Genomic DNA, 14,156 nt, shown 5'->3' with positions numbered 1-14,156 from the left:
ATTTAGAATCATTTTTGACATAAAAACAATAATGTAAAAAATGAAGTACAACCTTTGGAATAGAAAATGAAATGCCATAAAAATATTTGGGAATCTGGATGTGGGAGGTAATACGAAGAACTGGAAACGATAAACTACCGATTGGGTGAACGTTGGCTGTACCTATCGGCGGTGGGATCAAATCTTTTGCCAAACAAAAAGACGTGACCGGATTGGTTTTTCACCGCGATCATCCGGTCACGCCCTAAGCTCATCACGTTATGTCCATCTACTTTTTATGTGAATAAACAATCTTCTTAATGGTTTCGGTAGAGAGGAAAAACTCCTTAGCTAATTGCTCGATACTGCTGCTATTTTGAAAAGCATTTCTGATTGCGGCATTTCGCTGTTCAAGCAACCTTCTCCCGCCACTCAAACTGCCCCAATTCATATATTCCGTTTTTGGCTTAGGAATATACAGAGTCTCTCCTTGAACATATTTTTGAATTTCCGTAATTAGTTTTTGAGGTAAAACTTTTGTAGCATTCGTATATCTCAATTTTGCTCGCCCCTTATTTTGATTCTTGAAAATAAGGTGCAAAGCCAAAAATATTAAAAAAGCTTGTTCAGCGTTAAAAATTGTTTCGCCCCATACAAAGTAACACTTTCCTAATAATTGGCTTTGCATGAGTGTAAGAAGTCACAGACAATCCCAATAGATTCTCCATCAGTAGGCACCCCCTTTTACTTCGCAAGTATAGCATAACTTCTGCTCACCTGGGACCAGCTAAATAATATCAGTACAATCAAACTATTAAAATTGAGCTGATATATAACTGATCTTCATTCGTTTACGAGGTGTTGCCGGGACGTTTGTTTGCCCGACTCTTGTTATTCGCAAGCCGATGTTTTATATTGACATAAGAGTAGGTCAAAAATAAAAGAGGTGAACGGACGAGATGTCTCCACGCACGAAGGAACAAAACGAAGAGATCCGGCTGCGGCGTCTAGCGCAAATCCGGAAAGCCGCTGCCGATGTGTTTTTGAATAAAGGGCCTTTACTGGAAATCCGCGATGTGGCCGTGCAGGCGGGACTCGGCTATGGCACGGTATACCATTATTACAGTAATAAGGGCGATTTGCTCCACGATCTGCTATGGGACGCGTTGGAGCGGGCCGGGGGATGGCTGGAGGCCCCTTCGCCAAAGGTCCCGCTGGAGGCTCAACTGAAGGCGCCACGCGCTTCGGCTTCGGGGGAGGCAGCGGCGGGCGGGCATTTCGGCTTAGCTGCTGCGGCGGACACCGGGAACTCGGCTGCTGCGGATTCCCAAAGCGGAAGCCGCGAAACGGCCGCTGCCGCAGAGCTTAGCCCCGTCGCCGCCGCCGGCATCCGGCTGCTGCAGCTTTGGGCGGAGGACCACGCCCTGTACCTGCTGCATAAGCTGGCCGGTGAGGGCTTTGCTTCGCTGCCTGAAGCGCGCTCAGCCCCGCTCTCGGCCGCCTTTCGCCGGGAGGTGCTCGCGCCGCTTGCCGCGCTTCTGGAAACCGGTCGTGCGGCGGACGGGGCTTCCGGCGGAAACGCGGCGGAGCCGCCGTATCGGCTACAGCGCGCGGAAATGCTGCTGGCCGCCTTGGTCGGCTGCGCCTCGCTTTCGCTTCGCCGCGGAAAGCTGCACGAGGAGGCCAGGGATATCGCCCGATTTTTAAAATTATAGAATTGATAAGGAGCGAATAAACAAAGATGATCATTTTAAAATCACCTAGGGAAATTGAAGAGATGAAGCCGGCGAGCCAAATCGTTGCGGACTGCTACCGCGAGGTGGCCAAACTGATCGAGCCTGGGATCACCACCCGGGAAATCAATGACTTTGTTGCCAGACACATCACCAAGCTGGGCGGCAAGCAGTTTACGAAAGGCTACAACGGTTTCCCCGCCGAAACCTGCATTTCGGTCAACGATGTGGTGGCCCACGGCATTCCTTCGAACCGTGCGCTTATGGACGGCGACTTGCTGAAGCTCGACATCGTCGTGGAATACGGCGGATGGTTCGGCGATTCGTGCTGGTGCTATGCGGTGGGCAATATCCGGCCGGAAGCGCAAAAACTAATGAAGGTGACAAAGGAATGCTTGGATCTGGGGATCGCCCGGGCACTCCCGGGGGGCCGGCTCGGCGACATAACGTCGGCGATTCAACAGCATGCGGAATCAAACGGGTTTTCGGTCGTACGCGATCTGCTGGCGCATGGGATCGGGCGGAGCCTGCACGAGGAGCCAAGCTACGAGCATATCGGCGTAGCCGGCAAAGGCATTCGGCTAAAGGAAGGCATGGTGTTTACGATTGAACCGATGATCAACCAAGGTACGTTCCGTATCACGATCGACGACGATCAGTGGACGGCGAGAACGGCTGACGGCAAGTTGTCAGCGCAATATGAGCATACGATCGCAGTTACGTCGGACGGACCACTGATTTTAACGGCCCAGTAAGCATAGAGGCGAACGGACGGCAATGCGTCATTTTAGGAAATAAGTCGCCAACCCGGCCTGCTTGGCCTGACGAAAGTTCGTAATCCGAAACGCGAAAAAGCGCTGGTTCCAGCCTGGGACCAGCGCTTTTTTTACATAGTTTGTAACTTTACCGATTTACGAAAAAACACGTTGTTATGCGGTTTTTTATTATGACTTTGGTATCGTGTTACGGATTTACATTCTCTCTTGGCTAGCCTGTCTTGCGTGTATTTTTTTCATTGCAAATCTTGCTATTGGCTGAGCAATCAATAGCTCAATCCAAAATGCTACACCAAAATTTCTAAACCAACTGTGAAAGAAGTTCTGAAGAGGTTCTAGGCTTATTTGTTTCGTACCAACCCAAGTTCCTATAATGGTTAGAAGAATAGATAAGACCGTAACATTCAATAAAGTATTCAATAAAACTCTAGCATTGAATCCATCTGTTTGTCCTACGAATTTGGGTATCATCTTCCCCACTAACGGTCCTGCAACCAATCTTACTAACAAAACAACGATAATCCACATAAACGGAATAATCTTTAGCGTTTCTAAATAATTTTCTTTACTAAAGCCGCGTTCCAACCCCATAATAATCGGGGCGATCGTGTTCACTGAAATAATTGAAATAATCAATAAAAATAATATGCCTTCTTTTGCGTTTGAGGCAGTCTTTCTTCCTTATACATATTGTTCCCCTCCGAAATAAAAATATTTCAGATGGTAGACGTATCATGCGACATATATTTTTGGTCATTAAAACTAATACCAATATCTCTACACACTGATTTAACAATTAAACAACTTTTTTAAAACAAATGAAAGGATTTCTAAAACTGTGCAACAGCAAGGAAGATGAAAATTATTATAGATGAGGATTTTTTCAAATTCATCTAAAATTCTAAATCCAGATATTTCATCTTCCTTTTCTCCAAGTTTTATCATAATCGCTATTGCTAAGTCTCCCACCTTATAATGACCTAATAGCTTATCTTTATGTTCCCTATTTAATGATAATTCACTTAATTTTTTATTATTTCCTCTGTGCGGAAGCCTTCTTTTCCAATACGTGTCATTACATGATATAAGACTATGGGATTCTTATCTTCACTACGATCAGCTCCGCAATTCTCTTCGCAAACTATGCCGCTATCATACTCATGGTTTGGGACTCCGTTTGTTTTACTGAAGCGAGACTCCGGTGCAGCTTATTATTGACGATTCCGATCACCACATCCGGCTCCATTACATCCTGATGGGAGAGCATAACCATTGCTGCAATATCTCCCATCTGATATGCCGCCGTCAACGCCCTTAGAAAAGTTTTCGAGTTTTCACTTTCAGGTAAGGATAACTCTCCTTTGAGGAGATCCTCCTTGACTGCTCCAAGCGATTTTCGTGCCCGGTGGAGTGCAACTTTTACCGCTCCCTCCGTTGTTTCGAGCATGTCGGATGTCTCATTAATCGAATAGCCAAATACATCTCGCAGCAAAAATACAGTTCTCTGAAGCGGAGATAAATGATTCATTAAGGACTGCAACGCTATTTCGATTTCAAAAGATTCATTATCCGGTACGGTTACTTTCGTTTGTTCCTTATTCAATATCCGAGTGTAAACTGCTTTTCTCCGTATATCATCAATCCAGGTGTTCTTAGCAATCCGCAGCAAAAGCGCTTTGGGATTTGTATGCTCAAAGCTATTTAGCTTTCCTAATGCTTTTACCCAAGTGTCCTGAGCCAATTCTTCCGCATCCCAATTTGATTTCGTAAGCGACAGACAGTAACGTTTCAGGACTGCCTGTAATTCCTCCAAGTTCTCGATGTTCATTATATTGTCTGTCATTTGTATAGAATTATCTATCTTCATAGGCCTTCTCCTCCACGGTCTTATTCTGCCCTTTTCTAAAGCAAAGCCATTTGCTACCTCCAATGTAAACGAACAAGTGGTTATAAAAGTTACACCATTTACGCAAATCGTTTTCCCTTTGAAACCTCCGTATCTTTTTACGACCTCGGTTCGTTTACAAGGAGAAATCAACTGAACCAAGAAAATGGGGGTATCAAAAATGAGTGTTTATGTTCCTTATGTTGTCGAGCAAACTGCTCAAGGTGAAAGATCGTACGATATCTATTCCAGACTATTAAAGGATCGTATTGTGTTTGTAGGGGCAGCCATCGACGATCATTTGGCTAACAGTATTATTGCTCAATTATTGTTCCTGGCGGCAGAAGATCCGGAAAAAGAAATTTACATGTACATCAACAGCCCGTGTGGCTCTACTTCCGCAGGATTTGCCATTTATGATACGATGCAGTACATCAAACCCGATGTACATACGATATGTACGGGATTTGCTGCTTCGTTTGGCGCGATCCTGTTGCTGGCCGGCACCAAAGGGAAACGTTCGGCGCTGCCGAACAGTGAGATTATGATCCATCAGCCGCACGGTGGCGCTCAAGGGCAGGCCAGCGATATTGCGATCAGCGCAAAACGAATTTTATGGACTCGTGAAAAGGCAACCCGTATTACAGCTGAGCGGACCGGGCAATCTTTTGAAAAAGTCGAAAAAGATATGGATCGGGATTTTTACATGTCCGCTCAGGAGGCACTGGAATATGGTGTTATTGATCAAGTGATAACTTCTTTGTAGAGTATGCTCAAAACCTAATGATCCGCAAGAAACTTCAAGAAAATATGAGGTGATATCATGTTAGCAAGCTTACAAGGCAAGGAAGTAACTATTCATTTTATAGATGGGACCCATGTATGCGACGGGGTATTGGATCAGATTGACGACAAGTTCGTTAAATACCTTACGCAATATCAGACGCTTGTTATTCCTATTACGTCCATTCGCACCGTATCCATTGACATTAAGGAACGGCAACGCTACAGAGTTGGATTCGCCCCATGAACCTATTTTAGCATTACTTAACACTCGCCGATTCAACAAACCACGCTATTCTTTCATGTCTTGTTGAATCGGCGAGCCGCATGGGCGGCAATTTCATTTTACGGAGGCCCGATATTATGGAAATTTCACAGGGAGTAGAAATGCTTCAGCTAGATTTTCATGGGAATATGATTCACCCCATTCTTTTGTGGGATCAAGAAATGGCTGTTTTAATAGACACAGGATTCCCCGGGCAAATTGAAGATTTACGCGTGGCTATGGAAAAGGTAGGCGTGTCGTTCGACAAATTAAAAGTTGTGATTTTGACGCATCAGGATGTGGATCATATAGGAAGTCTTCCTGAGATTTTGCAGGAGTGTGGCAATCATATTAAAGTATATGCACACGAACTGGATAAGCCGTATATTCAGGGGGAGATACCCCTTTTAAAAGATAGTCACCTTGAGAATCCCCCGAAGGGCAAAGTGGATGTTACCTTAATAGATGGTCAGGAACTGCCGTTTTGCGGCAGAATTCGAGTCATCCATACGCCTGGGCATACCCCTGGTCATATCAGCCTTTATTTAAGACAAAGTAAAACTCTCATCGCCGGGGATTCGATGTACAGTGTAAACGGGATTCTCGGGGGAATTCATGTCCCGACCACACCGGATATGGATGCAGCTCGTCTCTCATTGAAAAAGTATTTAGATCTCGACATTGCATCCGTAGTTTGTTATCACGGGGGATTAAGTAATGTACATGTGAATGATCAGATATTAGGACTTAGCCACGGATTATAAAGTCAAAGTTACAGCAAGTTACCTTTTGGTGAAACGATGTTGTGAACGAGAAGGATTATTTAAAATAACACTTTGTTAATTCGTGATTGAACTTTAACAAAGTGTTATTTTACATTTCACAAAATAGTTCATAAAAACATCACTCCACGCGTGCTAACTTGTATATAGATCAGACTTTAACTGATTAAAAATATATTCCTGCAAATGATCTAAAAAAAGAATGATGTTAGCATCTTTGCCATTTTTCAAAACCCAATGGATAGACATCATGGAGTTAGCAGCATATAGTTCTGCTAAATACTCCAATGCGATCGACGTTGAATAATTCTGTTGCTTTAAATAATCTAAGCAAGTCCTAAACAAAATTTGTTCAAATTCCTTACGTAAATCAGCTGTTACCTCATGAACGGCCAATAATGTTGAAATCTCGAGCTTATTTTTAATCATTTTATCGGTTACAAGTTCTATGGCATTTGCTACCTTGCCGTCTTCCATTGCCTCAAAACGATGTTCAACCTCAACTTTAAAATCAGAAGCATACTGTTTAACTATTTTTTCTAGCAAGTCGTACTTATCCAAATAATGACTATAAAAAGTAGAACGTCCGATAAGAGATTGATCACAAATTTTTTTGATTGTAATATCTTTAAAATCATGTTGTTGGAGTAATTCAATTAAAGCTCGCTCAATAGCTATTTTTGTTTTATAAATTCTGATATCTTCATCCATTCAACCACTTGCTCCTTTTGTGTAAGTTTTCGAACACTTCAAGTATAACGTGTAAGATATCCTACAGATAATACGATATTAATTATATTTTAAGCAGTAACTATGCTCTATAGTAAGCACATACCCAAATCGAAGGAGGAAAATATATGTTTAAGCAATATGTAAATAACGAACAATTTAATCTCCAAATTAATCGTTTTATCAATGATTATTACCAAGAAGATGAACGAGCTGAAGCTGATTTGGAAAAAATCATTCCGAAATTAAACGATACCCATAGTTGGTATGAAGCTTGGCTCAATTCTGCAAAGAAACGTGAAGATAGCAAGGACTATGACTTAGCCTCAGTCTACTATCAAGCTGCAGAATTTTATCTTGCAACCACAGACCCCAATAAAGAAAAAATGTATCAAAAATATAGAGAAACCTTCTATAAAGGCTTTCATGATTTTGATTATGAATCCTACAAGATTCCCTATGAAGATTCCCATCTTCCTGCTGTAAAATTGTTGGCGCCTGGAGCTACAAAAACATTACTTGTCTTTGGTGGGTATGATTCTTACATGGAAGAGATGCTTAAAATGATGAAATTTATGAAGGGAATTCATTACAATATTATTGTATTTGATGGTCCAGGACAAGGAACTGCATTAAAAAACGGTCTAAAATTCATTCACAACTGGGAAAAGCCCATATCAACGGTGATTGATTATTTCAAATTAGATCGTGTAAGTCTCGTAGGTGCCTCTTGGGGAGGATATTTGGCAATGCGGGCAGCAGCTTTCGAAAAGAGAATCGATAAAGTAGTTGCTTTTAACATTTTCTATTGTGGTTTAGATGCCTTAAAAATGGGAATGCCAGAAGAAACTTATCAGAGTATGATGCAACTAGTCGATCATAATGAAGTAGATCAAGTGAATTCATTATTCGAACAGATGATGACTCACAATATTGATTTGCATTGGAAGATTAGCAAAGGGATGGAAAACACCGGTGAAGCAACGCCTTTTGATCTCATTAAAAATTTCGAAAAGCACACGATGCAAGGCGTTGGGGCACTCATTAATCAAGATGTCCTTCTATTAGCTGGAGAAGATGATCAATACGTACCTATTAGCCGACTCGCACAAATCCAACAAGAATTAATCAATGCGGCGTCCATTACAACCAAAGTATTTACTAAAGAAACGGGGGGTGAGCAACACTGCCAAGCAGGTCACAGGGAGTTAGCATTTAATGAAATGAAGAAGTTCCTATAACAAAGAGGTATAAATACTACAATTTCTCACATAAAAAAATTCAGAGTATGGTTAATGCGGATATTTAGTAAATATTTAAAAGAATTATGTATAGCGTATGGTTTCCCCAAAAGGGGAAACCGTCTTTTTAACGTAAGTATTGGCCTAAACATGCCTAGTCTTAATTTACCCAATGGAGAGATATCAATTTGTTACTTCTCCTTGTACCTTTTATATATTTATCTATGGTTTTTCTCTTTTAATTTCATTTACAATCACTTTCTATATAAACCGCAATTAAGATTATAACCTGACAAGCAGGCGATCTATCGTTTCCATCGGATGCTTATTGATTCGCTTCATAAATTGGCTGACATGAAGCTTAATTTTATAGAATTTCTCAAAAAAGACGTTGTTGACTACATCGGCTTTGAGCCACATGCGCACCATTAGTAGCTTCCCCCAATAACTTTTTCAGTATATTCAAATACAGATTGAGAAGATTTTCCTCTCGTTTAAAAGGGGAACGTCCTAATCCTGGAAGATCCAGGATCCATACAGGTTGACCAGTTTTTTCATAAATCTCTTGTCCGAAAGGAAACAAACCCTCTCCATCACTCAACAAACCATGTAATAAAATAAACGGTTTCCCTTCTCCTTGTAATTGATAAATGGTAGTGCTATCGATTAATGTTCGTTCAAATATATGATTAATGTTGGTCATTTTGATACATCATGCGATAATCCAGATCCGCTACTACGGCTGGGAAAAATTTCATTACACTCGTCTCCTTAAACCAATCTTCTCCCATAATTTTTTTTGATGAAATTTTTGAAAACTTTCGATTTGTAATAAAGTTCAGTCCATCAGAAGGAATTTGTCTAATTTTACTTACTCCACTATTCATAAGTGCTCTCGCATCAAAGATATGTATGAAGAAGGTGATTACGACAAAGAAGAATACTTGGACAGACTAAATAAAAGAAAAGCAGATATCAATAAGCTAGAAGCGGAAATTGTCAATTATCAATTATTACTTCGAAAACAATCCGACTTACTAATGACCAAAAAGCCAAAAAGTTTGAGGATGTAATATCTATACTTGATAGCACTTCTGTTGAAACAGAAACCAAAAATGGTCTGCTAAAAGAAATTATTGAGAAGGTTATATATATTAAGAATAACAATTGTCAAAAGAAAATAAAGTATTAGACTGACGATGCTTCATTAAGCTAACTGGCAGATTAGTTACATAGACGTCAGAATTTTGCATAGGAGTGTAGTCCACCATCCAATACTAATTGTATGGAAAAGAGTCTAGATAAACAGTATACTAGCTATAATTGTTTTTTGTTGAGGTGAATATCAAATGGATGAAATCGATGAATCAAAACAAATTGTATTACAAATCGGCGGTGTCTTGAAAAAGTACAGAAAAGAAAAAAACATGAGCTTAGACGACTTAGCGGAATTAACGGGTGTAAGCAAACTTACTCTGGGGAATATCGAGCGTGGCGATACAAATCCAACTTTGGCGATTATATGGAAAATTTCAAAAGGCATATCTTTACCGCTATTGGCTTTGTTGAAATCAGAAGACCCTGTTAGTTTGTATCGAGCAGGCGAAGGACTGCGGTTTTCTAATGATCAAAAAAATTGGATCATTGAACCAGTCTTTAAAAACGCAAGCAACGATATTGAAATGTGTCGGGCTTACTTACAGCCGAATAGCTCGTATCACCCTGAAGGTCATCATGTGAATACAACTGAAATTGCGACAGTAATGACTGGTTCCATTGAAATTCAAGTTAATGGAGAGATTTACACATTGAATCAATATGATACGATCAGTTTTCGTGCAGATTTTCCTCACTCTTATACCAATCATACGAATAGCGAAACAGTGCTCCATATATCCTTAAAGTATGGTTTCTAAAAGTCGAAAATTCCACTTATTAAATACAACTCCGAATTCCATGACGGGAATTCAGAGTTGTATTTTTTTAGATGAGTTCAGGTGTGCTATAAAATACTTCTTGTTAAAAATAATATAATATACTATACTTTTATTGTTCGCGCGGATGTTATTTCATAGTTTTTCAATCAGCAGGAAACAAATTATACGTATGAATTCAGGAAGGAAAAATGAAGAATGTCGAACAAACAACATAAAAAAGCCGTACCATCCTCTATAGGACTGATAATTCTCGGCATTATTGTTATTGCAGCTAATTTACGTGCTCCCTTAACCTCAGTCGGTCCTTTAGTGAGTCTCATAAGGGATGACGTTCATATTTCAAATACATTAGCAGGCCTGATAACAACGGTACCTTTGCTCGCCTTTGCTTTATTATCGCCTCTAGTACCAAAATTAGGACGAAGGTATGGGGTTGAACGTATCATTTTGATTGCCCTAATCTTTCTGACTGTTGGCATTGTAATACGTTCTTTATCTGGCGCAGCTAATCTGTATATTGGGACAGCAATTCTTGGATTCGCAATTGCCGTATGTAATGTATTATTGCCAAGTTTAATCAAAAGGGATTTCCCAAATAAAATTGGCTCCATGACAGGTGTTTACTCAATTTCAATGAGTTTATTTGGAGCAATCGCATCGGGAATCAGTGTACCGCTAGCCGTGAACGCAGGTCTAAAATGGCAGGGAGCATTGGGAATATGGGGGATTCTAAGCTTTGTATCGATTCTCTTTTGGTTACCCCAATTAAGAAATCAAACGAAGCAAACAACCACGACGAGTCAACAGATGGCCAGCAACGATGTGAATGTTTGGCGATCCCCTCTTGCCTGGCAAGTAACCTTGTTTATGGGTATACAGTCCATGGTTTTCTATGTGTTGATCGCATGGTTGCCTGAAATTTTAAAGCAGCAAGGAATTGACTCAAACCAATCAGGATGGTACCTCTCGATAATGCAGTTAGCTCTGCTTCCATTTACCTTTATTGTCCCCGTTGTTGCTGGGCGCATGTCTAGCCAACGTTTGTTAGTGGTCATCACAATCATTTTGCTTTTGACGGGAACGCTCGGACTTCTATACGGAAGCTCCAATATCATTCTGTTGTGGATTATAATACTCGGAATTGGTGGAGGCTGCGCCTTTAGTTTGTCCATGATGTTTTTCGGTTTACGTACTGAAAATGCGCATCAAGCAGCGGAACTGTCTGGCATGGCGCAATCGATCGGATATCTTCTGGCCGCAATCGGTCCTGCCCTTATAGGATTTCTGCATGATGCGACAAATAGTTGGAATCTGCCACTTTTCATTCTGCTTGGCGCTTCGGTCTTACTCTTTTTAGTCGGTATAGGAGCAGCAAGAAACCGTTTTGTAGGTAGCCAAAATAGTTACGAGCTGCCACGGAAAGGACGATAAATATGTTTGACAAAATTATTGTGGCAATTGATAAAGCTGAAATAACGAACAAACTCCTCGACGCAACTGTTGAAATAGCCCGAAACAAACAAACTCAAGTTACCTTGGTTAATGTCAGCCAGGAATATGTATCGAATGGCATGACATATTTACCAAAGAATTTCTTGGAAGAAATATTGAACGAAATGGAGAAAGCGAGTTTGGAACAGTTGCAACAAGCCAAATCAAAATTAGAATCTGCGGGGATTAACCCAGAAACACTTCATCTTAAGGGAGATCCTGCATATGAAATATTAAATTATGCAAGAGATTCCGAGCAGCAACTCATTATTATTGGAAGCCGTGGGCTAAGTGGCATAAAAGAAATGATGCTTGGAAGTGTCAGCCACAAGGTTTCACAGCTATCAAGTTGCCCAGTCCTCATTGTGCATTAACTCCTTCGGGAACTGCAGAGATGATGCATTGTTATACTAACGGAGAACTTTAGTTCAATAAAACAGCGACAGTCTAGGACTTTATTTACTCGTCCACGGCTGCCGCTGTTTTTATAGCTGGGGCCAGTCTAATACTTTTTTTTCTTTCTACAGCAATGGCGATGTTCCGCAAGTAGAATCCTTGTTTAAGTAGGTGTATTTTGGGGACATGACACCAATGACAAGTGGAATAGCCAACAGATAAAAAAATGGGCTTATTTTCCCATTTTGCCTTTTCAAACGCTTCTGATCCCCAAGAATACCAGTCAATTGGATTATAGGCATGCTGTAATAAATATGGTGATTTCTCATGGCTAATCGGTTTGGCTTACGCTCCTCTTTTATCTCCACAATGTATACCCATCCGATAGAAAAAAGACACTAACGAAGTGTCAGTGCCTTTCGGTATTCTATTTCATGTTGTGGTCGATCCAAGAATGAATCGATTCCCCCATCGGATTCCAGCCAAGCAGATTCCGTGCATGAACAGCGCGAACCCGACTATTGGTAGCGAGCGCAAAACGAGCGCCACCTCCAAATTCTGCAATGGCTTCATCAAAGGGCCAGCTCACAATTTGCCCTTCATAAATAAATATGGCTCACAGAACCATTTTTATTTCTTTGGCAAGTTCGGACAGCTTTTGACTTTTAAGATGCTCATCCATTTTGTTCTCCGCTGAAACCATTACTTTTTGAATTAAGCATTCTGCTTCATGGTTCAGACAACAATCGAACAAAGAGGTTGTGCCTTCAATCGCATGAATGACATCTAGAAACGAAATATCCTCCCAGTTCCGCTTCAATCTATAACCGCCGTTGGCACCTGAAGTGGATTCAATCATTCCCGCCTTGACCAGCTTGGTCAGTATTTTAGACAAGTAAGTAGGTGAAACCCCTTGTCGATCCGCTAACTGTTGTACACCAACAGGCTTATTATTAGGAGTTAATGCTACTAAAAAGAGCATGGTGTGAAGGGCATAGTTCGTCGCTTTAGAATACTTCATCCTCGGTGGTTCACCTCAATTCAGGATTTAATCTATATATAATATCCTTTATAATGTGGCATCGTCAAGTTTCGAATGCTCCGACAGATACAAGGAAAAGACAAAACCAATCCCTGAAATGAAGGTTAATATTCCAAAAGAAGCACGAATACCTTCAAGCATGCTGCCGGAAAAAGAAACTGAGCTAGTTGCTGTCATGATCGTTACAAGCAAGGCACCTCCCATTGAACTACTTAACATGCGTAGGGTAATTGTCATAGGCGAAGCATGCCTAATGATATCATGAGGGACACTCATCATTGCATAGGCGGTAATCGGTGTCAGCATAAAGCCTATCCCGAGCAGCAGGAGCGCGTAAGCAACAACTAATAGAATGTAAGAAGTATGGAAAGATATTGTGACCGTTAAAAGGAGTGCAATAACCGTGATAAAAAAGAAGCCTCCCTGGAGCAGCATACGGATACCAAAACGATCATACAGCCTTCCCGAGATTAAAGCAGCTCCCGCTAAAAGCAACGCTAACAAAGTCAGCCATATTCTTCTGAGATGTTTGGAATCTATAATAGAATTGCTCCTTTGTTATACCCTCCCAAAATCGTTCCATAAACGAAATTTGCTGCGATAACTGACTATTCATTTGCATCGCGGTTTGCTGTGCAAGCTCAAATTTCTTAGAGACGGATATAAGTTGTTCAGGTGTCACTTTAATTGTTGTCATAATTTACCTCGGTTTAGGTTCGTTAAGACATAATAACATTATTCAAATTTATGGAAAACTATCTTTATTACTAATTGTTAAAAGAATAAGAAGACTTAATCCCTATAACCTCTGACTTATATTTATCAAATACAGCTCCCTCTTAGTTATAAAAAAGTACCTCTTTAGCTCCTCATCTTCAGCTGAATATTCCTGAAAAATCTATCTTATTTCAGTCAATTCATAATCAAGGTAATCTCCCATAAATATATTGAGTCTCAAAATCATTACTTCAAACAATAAATGGATACGATCACGTCTGCGTCCCTTCTCCCTCTCATCTAAATGAAAACCTCCCGAATCAAGTAGGAGGCTACCCATTAACTGAGTAGCCGACCTCTCACACCACCGTACGTACCGTTCGGTATACGGCGGTTCAAC

The 14,156-nt window shown here is 40.8% G+C and carries 16 protein-coding genes and 3 pseudogenes; 9 read left to right on the top strand and 10 right to left on the bottom strand.

Translation table 11 applies throughout. The features are described from left to right. Positions 1 to 268: 268 nt before the first annotated feature. Positions 269 to 538 (bottom strand): CD3324 family protein, encoded by a 270-nt coding sequence (locus E0698_RS22820; RefSeq protein WP_134914821.1) that lies wholly within the window; start codon positions 536 to 538, stop codon positions 269 to 271. A 400-nt stretch (positions 539 to 938) separates the two neighbouring features. Here E0698_RS22820 and E0698_RS22815 point away from each other — a divergent pair, with 400 nt between their 5' ends. Together E0698_RS22815 and map are read left to right on the top strand one after the other, a co-directional pair. Next, positions 939 to 1,694, top strand: coding sequence for a TetR/AcrR family transcriptional regulator (locus tag E0698_RS22815; protein WP_192512990.1), 756 nt, complete (start codon positions 939 to 941; stop codon positions 1,692 to 1,694). 26 nt (positions 1,695 to 1,720) lie between these two features. Beyond that, positions 1,721 to 2,467 (top strand): type I methionyl aminopeptidase, encoded by a 747-nt coding sequence (map, locus tag E0698_RS22810; protein WP_192512989.1) that lies wholly within the window; start codon positions 1,721 to 1,723, stop codon positions 2,465 to 2,467. Positions 2,468 to 2,683: 216 nt separating this feature from the next. On the opposite strand, the gene E0698_RS22805 is transcribed toward map, so the two are convergent. Further along, on the bottom strand, positions 2,684 to 3,103 hold the full coding sequence (locus tag E0698_RS22805) for a hypothetical protein (protein ID WP_337916440.1): 420 nt from the start codon (positions 3,101 to 3,103) through the stop codon (positions 2,684 to 2,686). A 526-nt stretch (positions 3,104 to 3,629) separates the two neighbouring features. Beyond that, the gene (locus E0698_RS22800) at positions 3,630 to 4,331 is read right to left on the bottom strand and encodes an RNA polymerase sigma factor (RefSeq protein WP_238354106.1); all 702 of its coding nucleotides are present in this window, start codon (positions 4,329 to 4,331) and stop codon (positions 3,630 to 3,632) included. Between the two features lie 223 nt (positions 4,332 to 4,554). Here E0698_RS22800 and clpP point away from each other — a divergent pair, with 223 nt between their 5' ends. The 3 genes from clpP to E0698_RS22785 all read left to right on the top strand — a co-directional run bounded on the left by clpP (position 4,555) and on the right by E0698_RS22785 (position 6,185). Further along, positions 4,555 to 5,139, top strand: coding sequence for an ATP-dependent Clp endopeptidase proteolytic subunit ClpP (gene clpP / locus E0698_RS22795; RefSeq protein WP_192512987.1), 585 nt, complete (start codon positions 4,555 to 4,557; stop codon positions 5,137 to 5,139). 57 nt (positions 5,140 to 5,196) lie between these two features. Next, positions 5,197 to 5,403 carry a hypothetical protein gene (locus tag E0698_RS22790; RefSeq protein WP_134914815.1) on the top strand — a complete coding sequence of 69 codons (207 nt, stop codon included), beginning with the start codon at positions 5,197 to 5,199 and terminating at the stop codon, positions 5,401 to 5,403. A 116-nt stretch (positions 5,404 to 5,519) separates the two neighbouring features. Beyond that, entirely contained in the window at positions 5,520 to 6,185 is a 666-nt protein-coding gene (locus E0698_RS22785) for an MBL fold metallo-hydrolase (protein ID WP_192512986.1), read from the top strand. Positions 6,186 to 6,338: 153 nt separating this feature from the next. On the opposite strand, the gene E0698_RS22780 is transcribed toward E0698_RS22785, so the two are convergent. Further along, positions 6,339 to 6,914, bottom strand: a complete 576-nt coding sequence (locus tag E0698_RS22780; RefSeq protein WP_192512985.1) for a TetR/AcrR family transcriptional regulator — start codon at positions 6,912 to 6,914, stop codon at positions 6,339 to 6,341. A 146-nt stretch (positions 6,915 to 7,060) separates the two neighbouring features. Between E0698_RS22780 and E0698_RS22775 the strand changes: the two genes are divergently transcribed. Next, positions 7,061 to 8,173 carry an alpha/beta fold hydrolase gene (locus tag E0698_RS22775; RefSeq protein WP_192512984.1) on the top strand — a complete coding sequence of 371 codons (1,113 nt, stop codon included), beginning with the start codon at positions 7,061 to 7,063 and terminating at the stop codon, positions 8,171 to 8,173. Positions 8,174 to 8,588: 415 nt separating this feature from the next. On the opposite strand, the pseudogene E0698_RS22770 reads toward E0698_RS22775, so the two are convergent. After that, positions 8,589 to 9,069 (bottom strand): annotated as a pseudogene (locus E0698_RS22770) (alpha/beta fold hydrolase); the annotation flags it as partial. Positions 9,070 to 9,522: 453 nt separating this feature from the next. Here E0698_RS22770 and E0698_RS22765 point away from each other — a divergent pair. From E0698_RS22765 to E0698_RS22755, 3 genes are all read left to right on the top strand, one after another. Then, positions 9,523 to 10,089, top strand: coding sequence for a helix-turn-helix domain-containing protein (locus tag E0698_RS22765; protein ID WP_134914818.1), 567 nt, complete (start codon positions 9,523 to 9,525; stop codon positions 10,087 to 10,089). Between the two features lie 216 nt (positions 10,090 to 10,305). Beyond that, positions 10,306 to 11,541 carry a CynX/NimT family MFS transporter gene (locus E0698_RS22760; protein ID WP_192512983.1) on the top strand — a complete coding sequence of 412 codons (1,236 nt, stop codon included), beginning with the start codon at positions 10,306 to 10,308 and terminating at the stop codon, positions 11,539 to 11,541. 2 nt (positions 11,542 to 11,543) lie between these two features. Next, positions 11,544 to 11,975 carry a universal stress protein gene (locus E0698_RS22755; RefSeq protein ID WP_192512982.1) on the top strand — a complete coding sequence of 144 codons (432 nt, stop codon included), beginning with the start codon at positions 11,544 to 11,546 and terminating at the stop codon, positions 11,973 to 11,975. Between the two features lie 205 nt (positions 11,976 to 12,180). On the opposite strand, the pseudogene E0698_RS27730 reads toward E0698_RS22755, so the two are convergent. From E0698_RS27730 to E0698_RS22730, 5 genes and pseudogenes are all read right to left on the bottom strand, one after another. Then, positions 12,181 to 12,365: pseudogene (locus E0698_RS27730) on the bottom strand (DUF255 domain-containing protein); the annotation flags it as partial. Between the two features lie 59 nt (positions 12,366 to 12,424). Next, positions 12,425 to 12,586 (bottom strand): hypothetical protein, encoded by a 162-nt coding sequence (locus E0698_RS22745; RefSeq protein ID WP_192512981.1) that lies wholly within the window; start codon positions 12,584 to 12,586, stop codon positions 12,425 to 12,427. A gap of 27 nt (positions 12,587 to 12,613) precedes the next feature. After that, on the bottom strand, positions 12,614 to 13,018 hold the full coding sequence (locus E0698_RS22740; protein WP_149095018.1) for an Rrf2 family transcriptional regulator: 405 nt from the start codon (positions 13,016 to 13,018) through the stop codon (positions 12,614 to 12,616). A 48-nt stretch (positions 13,019 to 13,066) separates the two neighbouring features. After that, positions 13,067 to 13,534: a hypothetical protein gene (locus E0698_RS22735; protein ID WP_238354107.1), complete on the bottom strand. Its 468-nt coding sequence runs from the start codon at positions 13,532 to 13,534 to the stop codon at positions 13,067 to 13,069. After that, positions 13,524 to 13,736: pseudogene (locus E0698_RS22730) on the bottom strand (WXG100 family type VII secretion target); the annotation flags it as partial. The pseudogene E0698_RS22730 and the gene E0698_RS22735, both read right to left, overlap by 11 nt. Positions 13,737 to 14,156: the final 420 nt, after the last annotated feature.

This window comes from Paenibacillus sp. 23TSA30-6 (assembly GCF_014858585.1).
Classification (GTDB): Bacteria; Bacillota; Bacilli; order Paenibacillales; family Paenibacillaceae; genus Paenibacillus.
This window is presented reverse-complemented; position numbering and strand designations above follow the sequence as displayed.

Excerpts from the sequence above, each read along its gene's own strand:
- clpP (WP_192512987.1), top strand. The coding sequence starts at position 4,555 with ATGAGTGTTTATGTTCCTTATGTTGTCGAGCAAACTGCTCAAGGTGAA.
- E0698_RS22815 (WP_192512990.1), top strand. The coding sequence starts at position 939 with ATGTCTCCACGCACGAAGGAACAAAACGAAGAGATCCGGCTGCGGCGT.
- map (WP_192512989.1), top strand. The coding sequence starts at position 1,721 with ATGATCATTTTAAAATCACCTAGGGAAATTGAAGAGATGAAGCCGGCG.
- E0698_RS22785 (WP_192512986.1), top strand. The coding sequence starts at position 5,520 with ATGGAAATTTCACAGGGAGTAGAAATGCTTCAGCTAGATTTTCATGGG.
- E0698_RS22790 (WP_134914815.1), top strand. The coding sequence starts at position 5,197 with ATGTTAGCAAGCTTACAAGGCAAGGAAGTAACTATTCATTTTATAGAT.
- E0698_RS22755 (WP_192512982.1), top strand. The coding sequence starts at position 11,544 with ATGTTTGACAAAATTATTGTGGCAATTGATAAAGCTGAAATAACGAAC.
- E0698_RS22800 (WP_238354106.1), bottom strand. The coding sequence starts at position 4,331 with ATGACAGACAATATAATGAACATCGAGAACTTGGAGGAATTACAGGCA.
- E0698_RS22740 (WP_149095018.1), bottom strand. The coding sequence starts at position 13,018 with ATGAAGTATTCTAAAGCGACGAACTATGCCCTTCACACCATGCTCTTT.
- E0698_RS22775 (WP_192512984.1), top strand. The coding sequence starts at position 7,061 with ATGTTTAAGCAATATGTAAATAACGAACAATTTAATCTCCAAATTAAT.
- E0698_RS22760 (WP_192512983.1), top strand. The coding sequence starts at position 10,306 with ATGTCGAACAAACAACATAAAAAAGCCGTACCATCCTCTATAGGACTG.
- E0698_RS22780 (WP_192512985.1), bottom strand. The coding sequence starts at position 6,914 with ATGGATGAAGATATCAGAATTTATAAAACAAAAATAGCTATTGAGCGA.
- E0698_RS22765 (WP_134914818.1), top strand. The coding sequence starts at position 9,523 with ATGGATGAAATCGATGAATCAAAACAAATTGTATTACAAATCGGCGGT.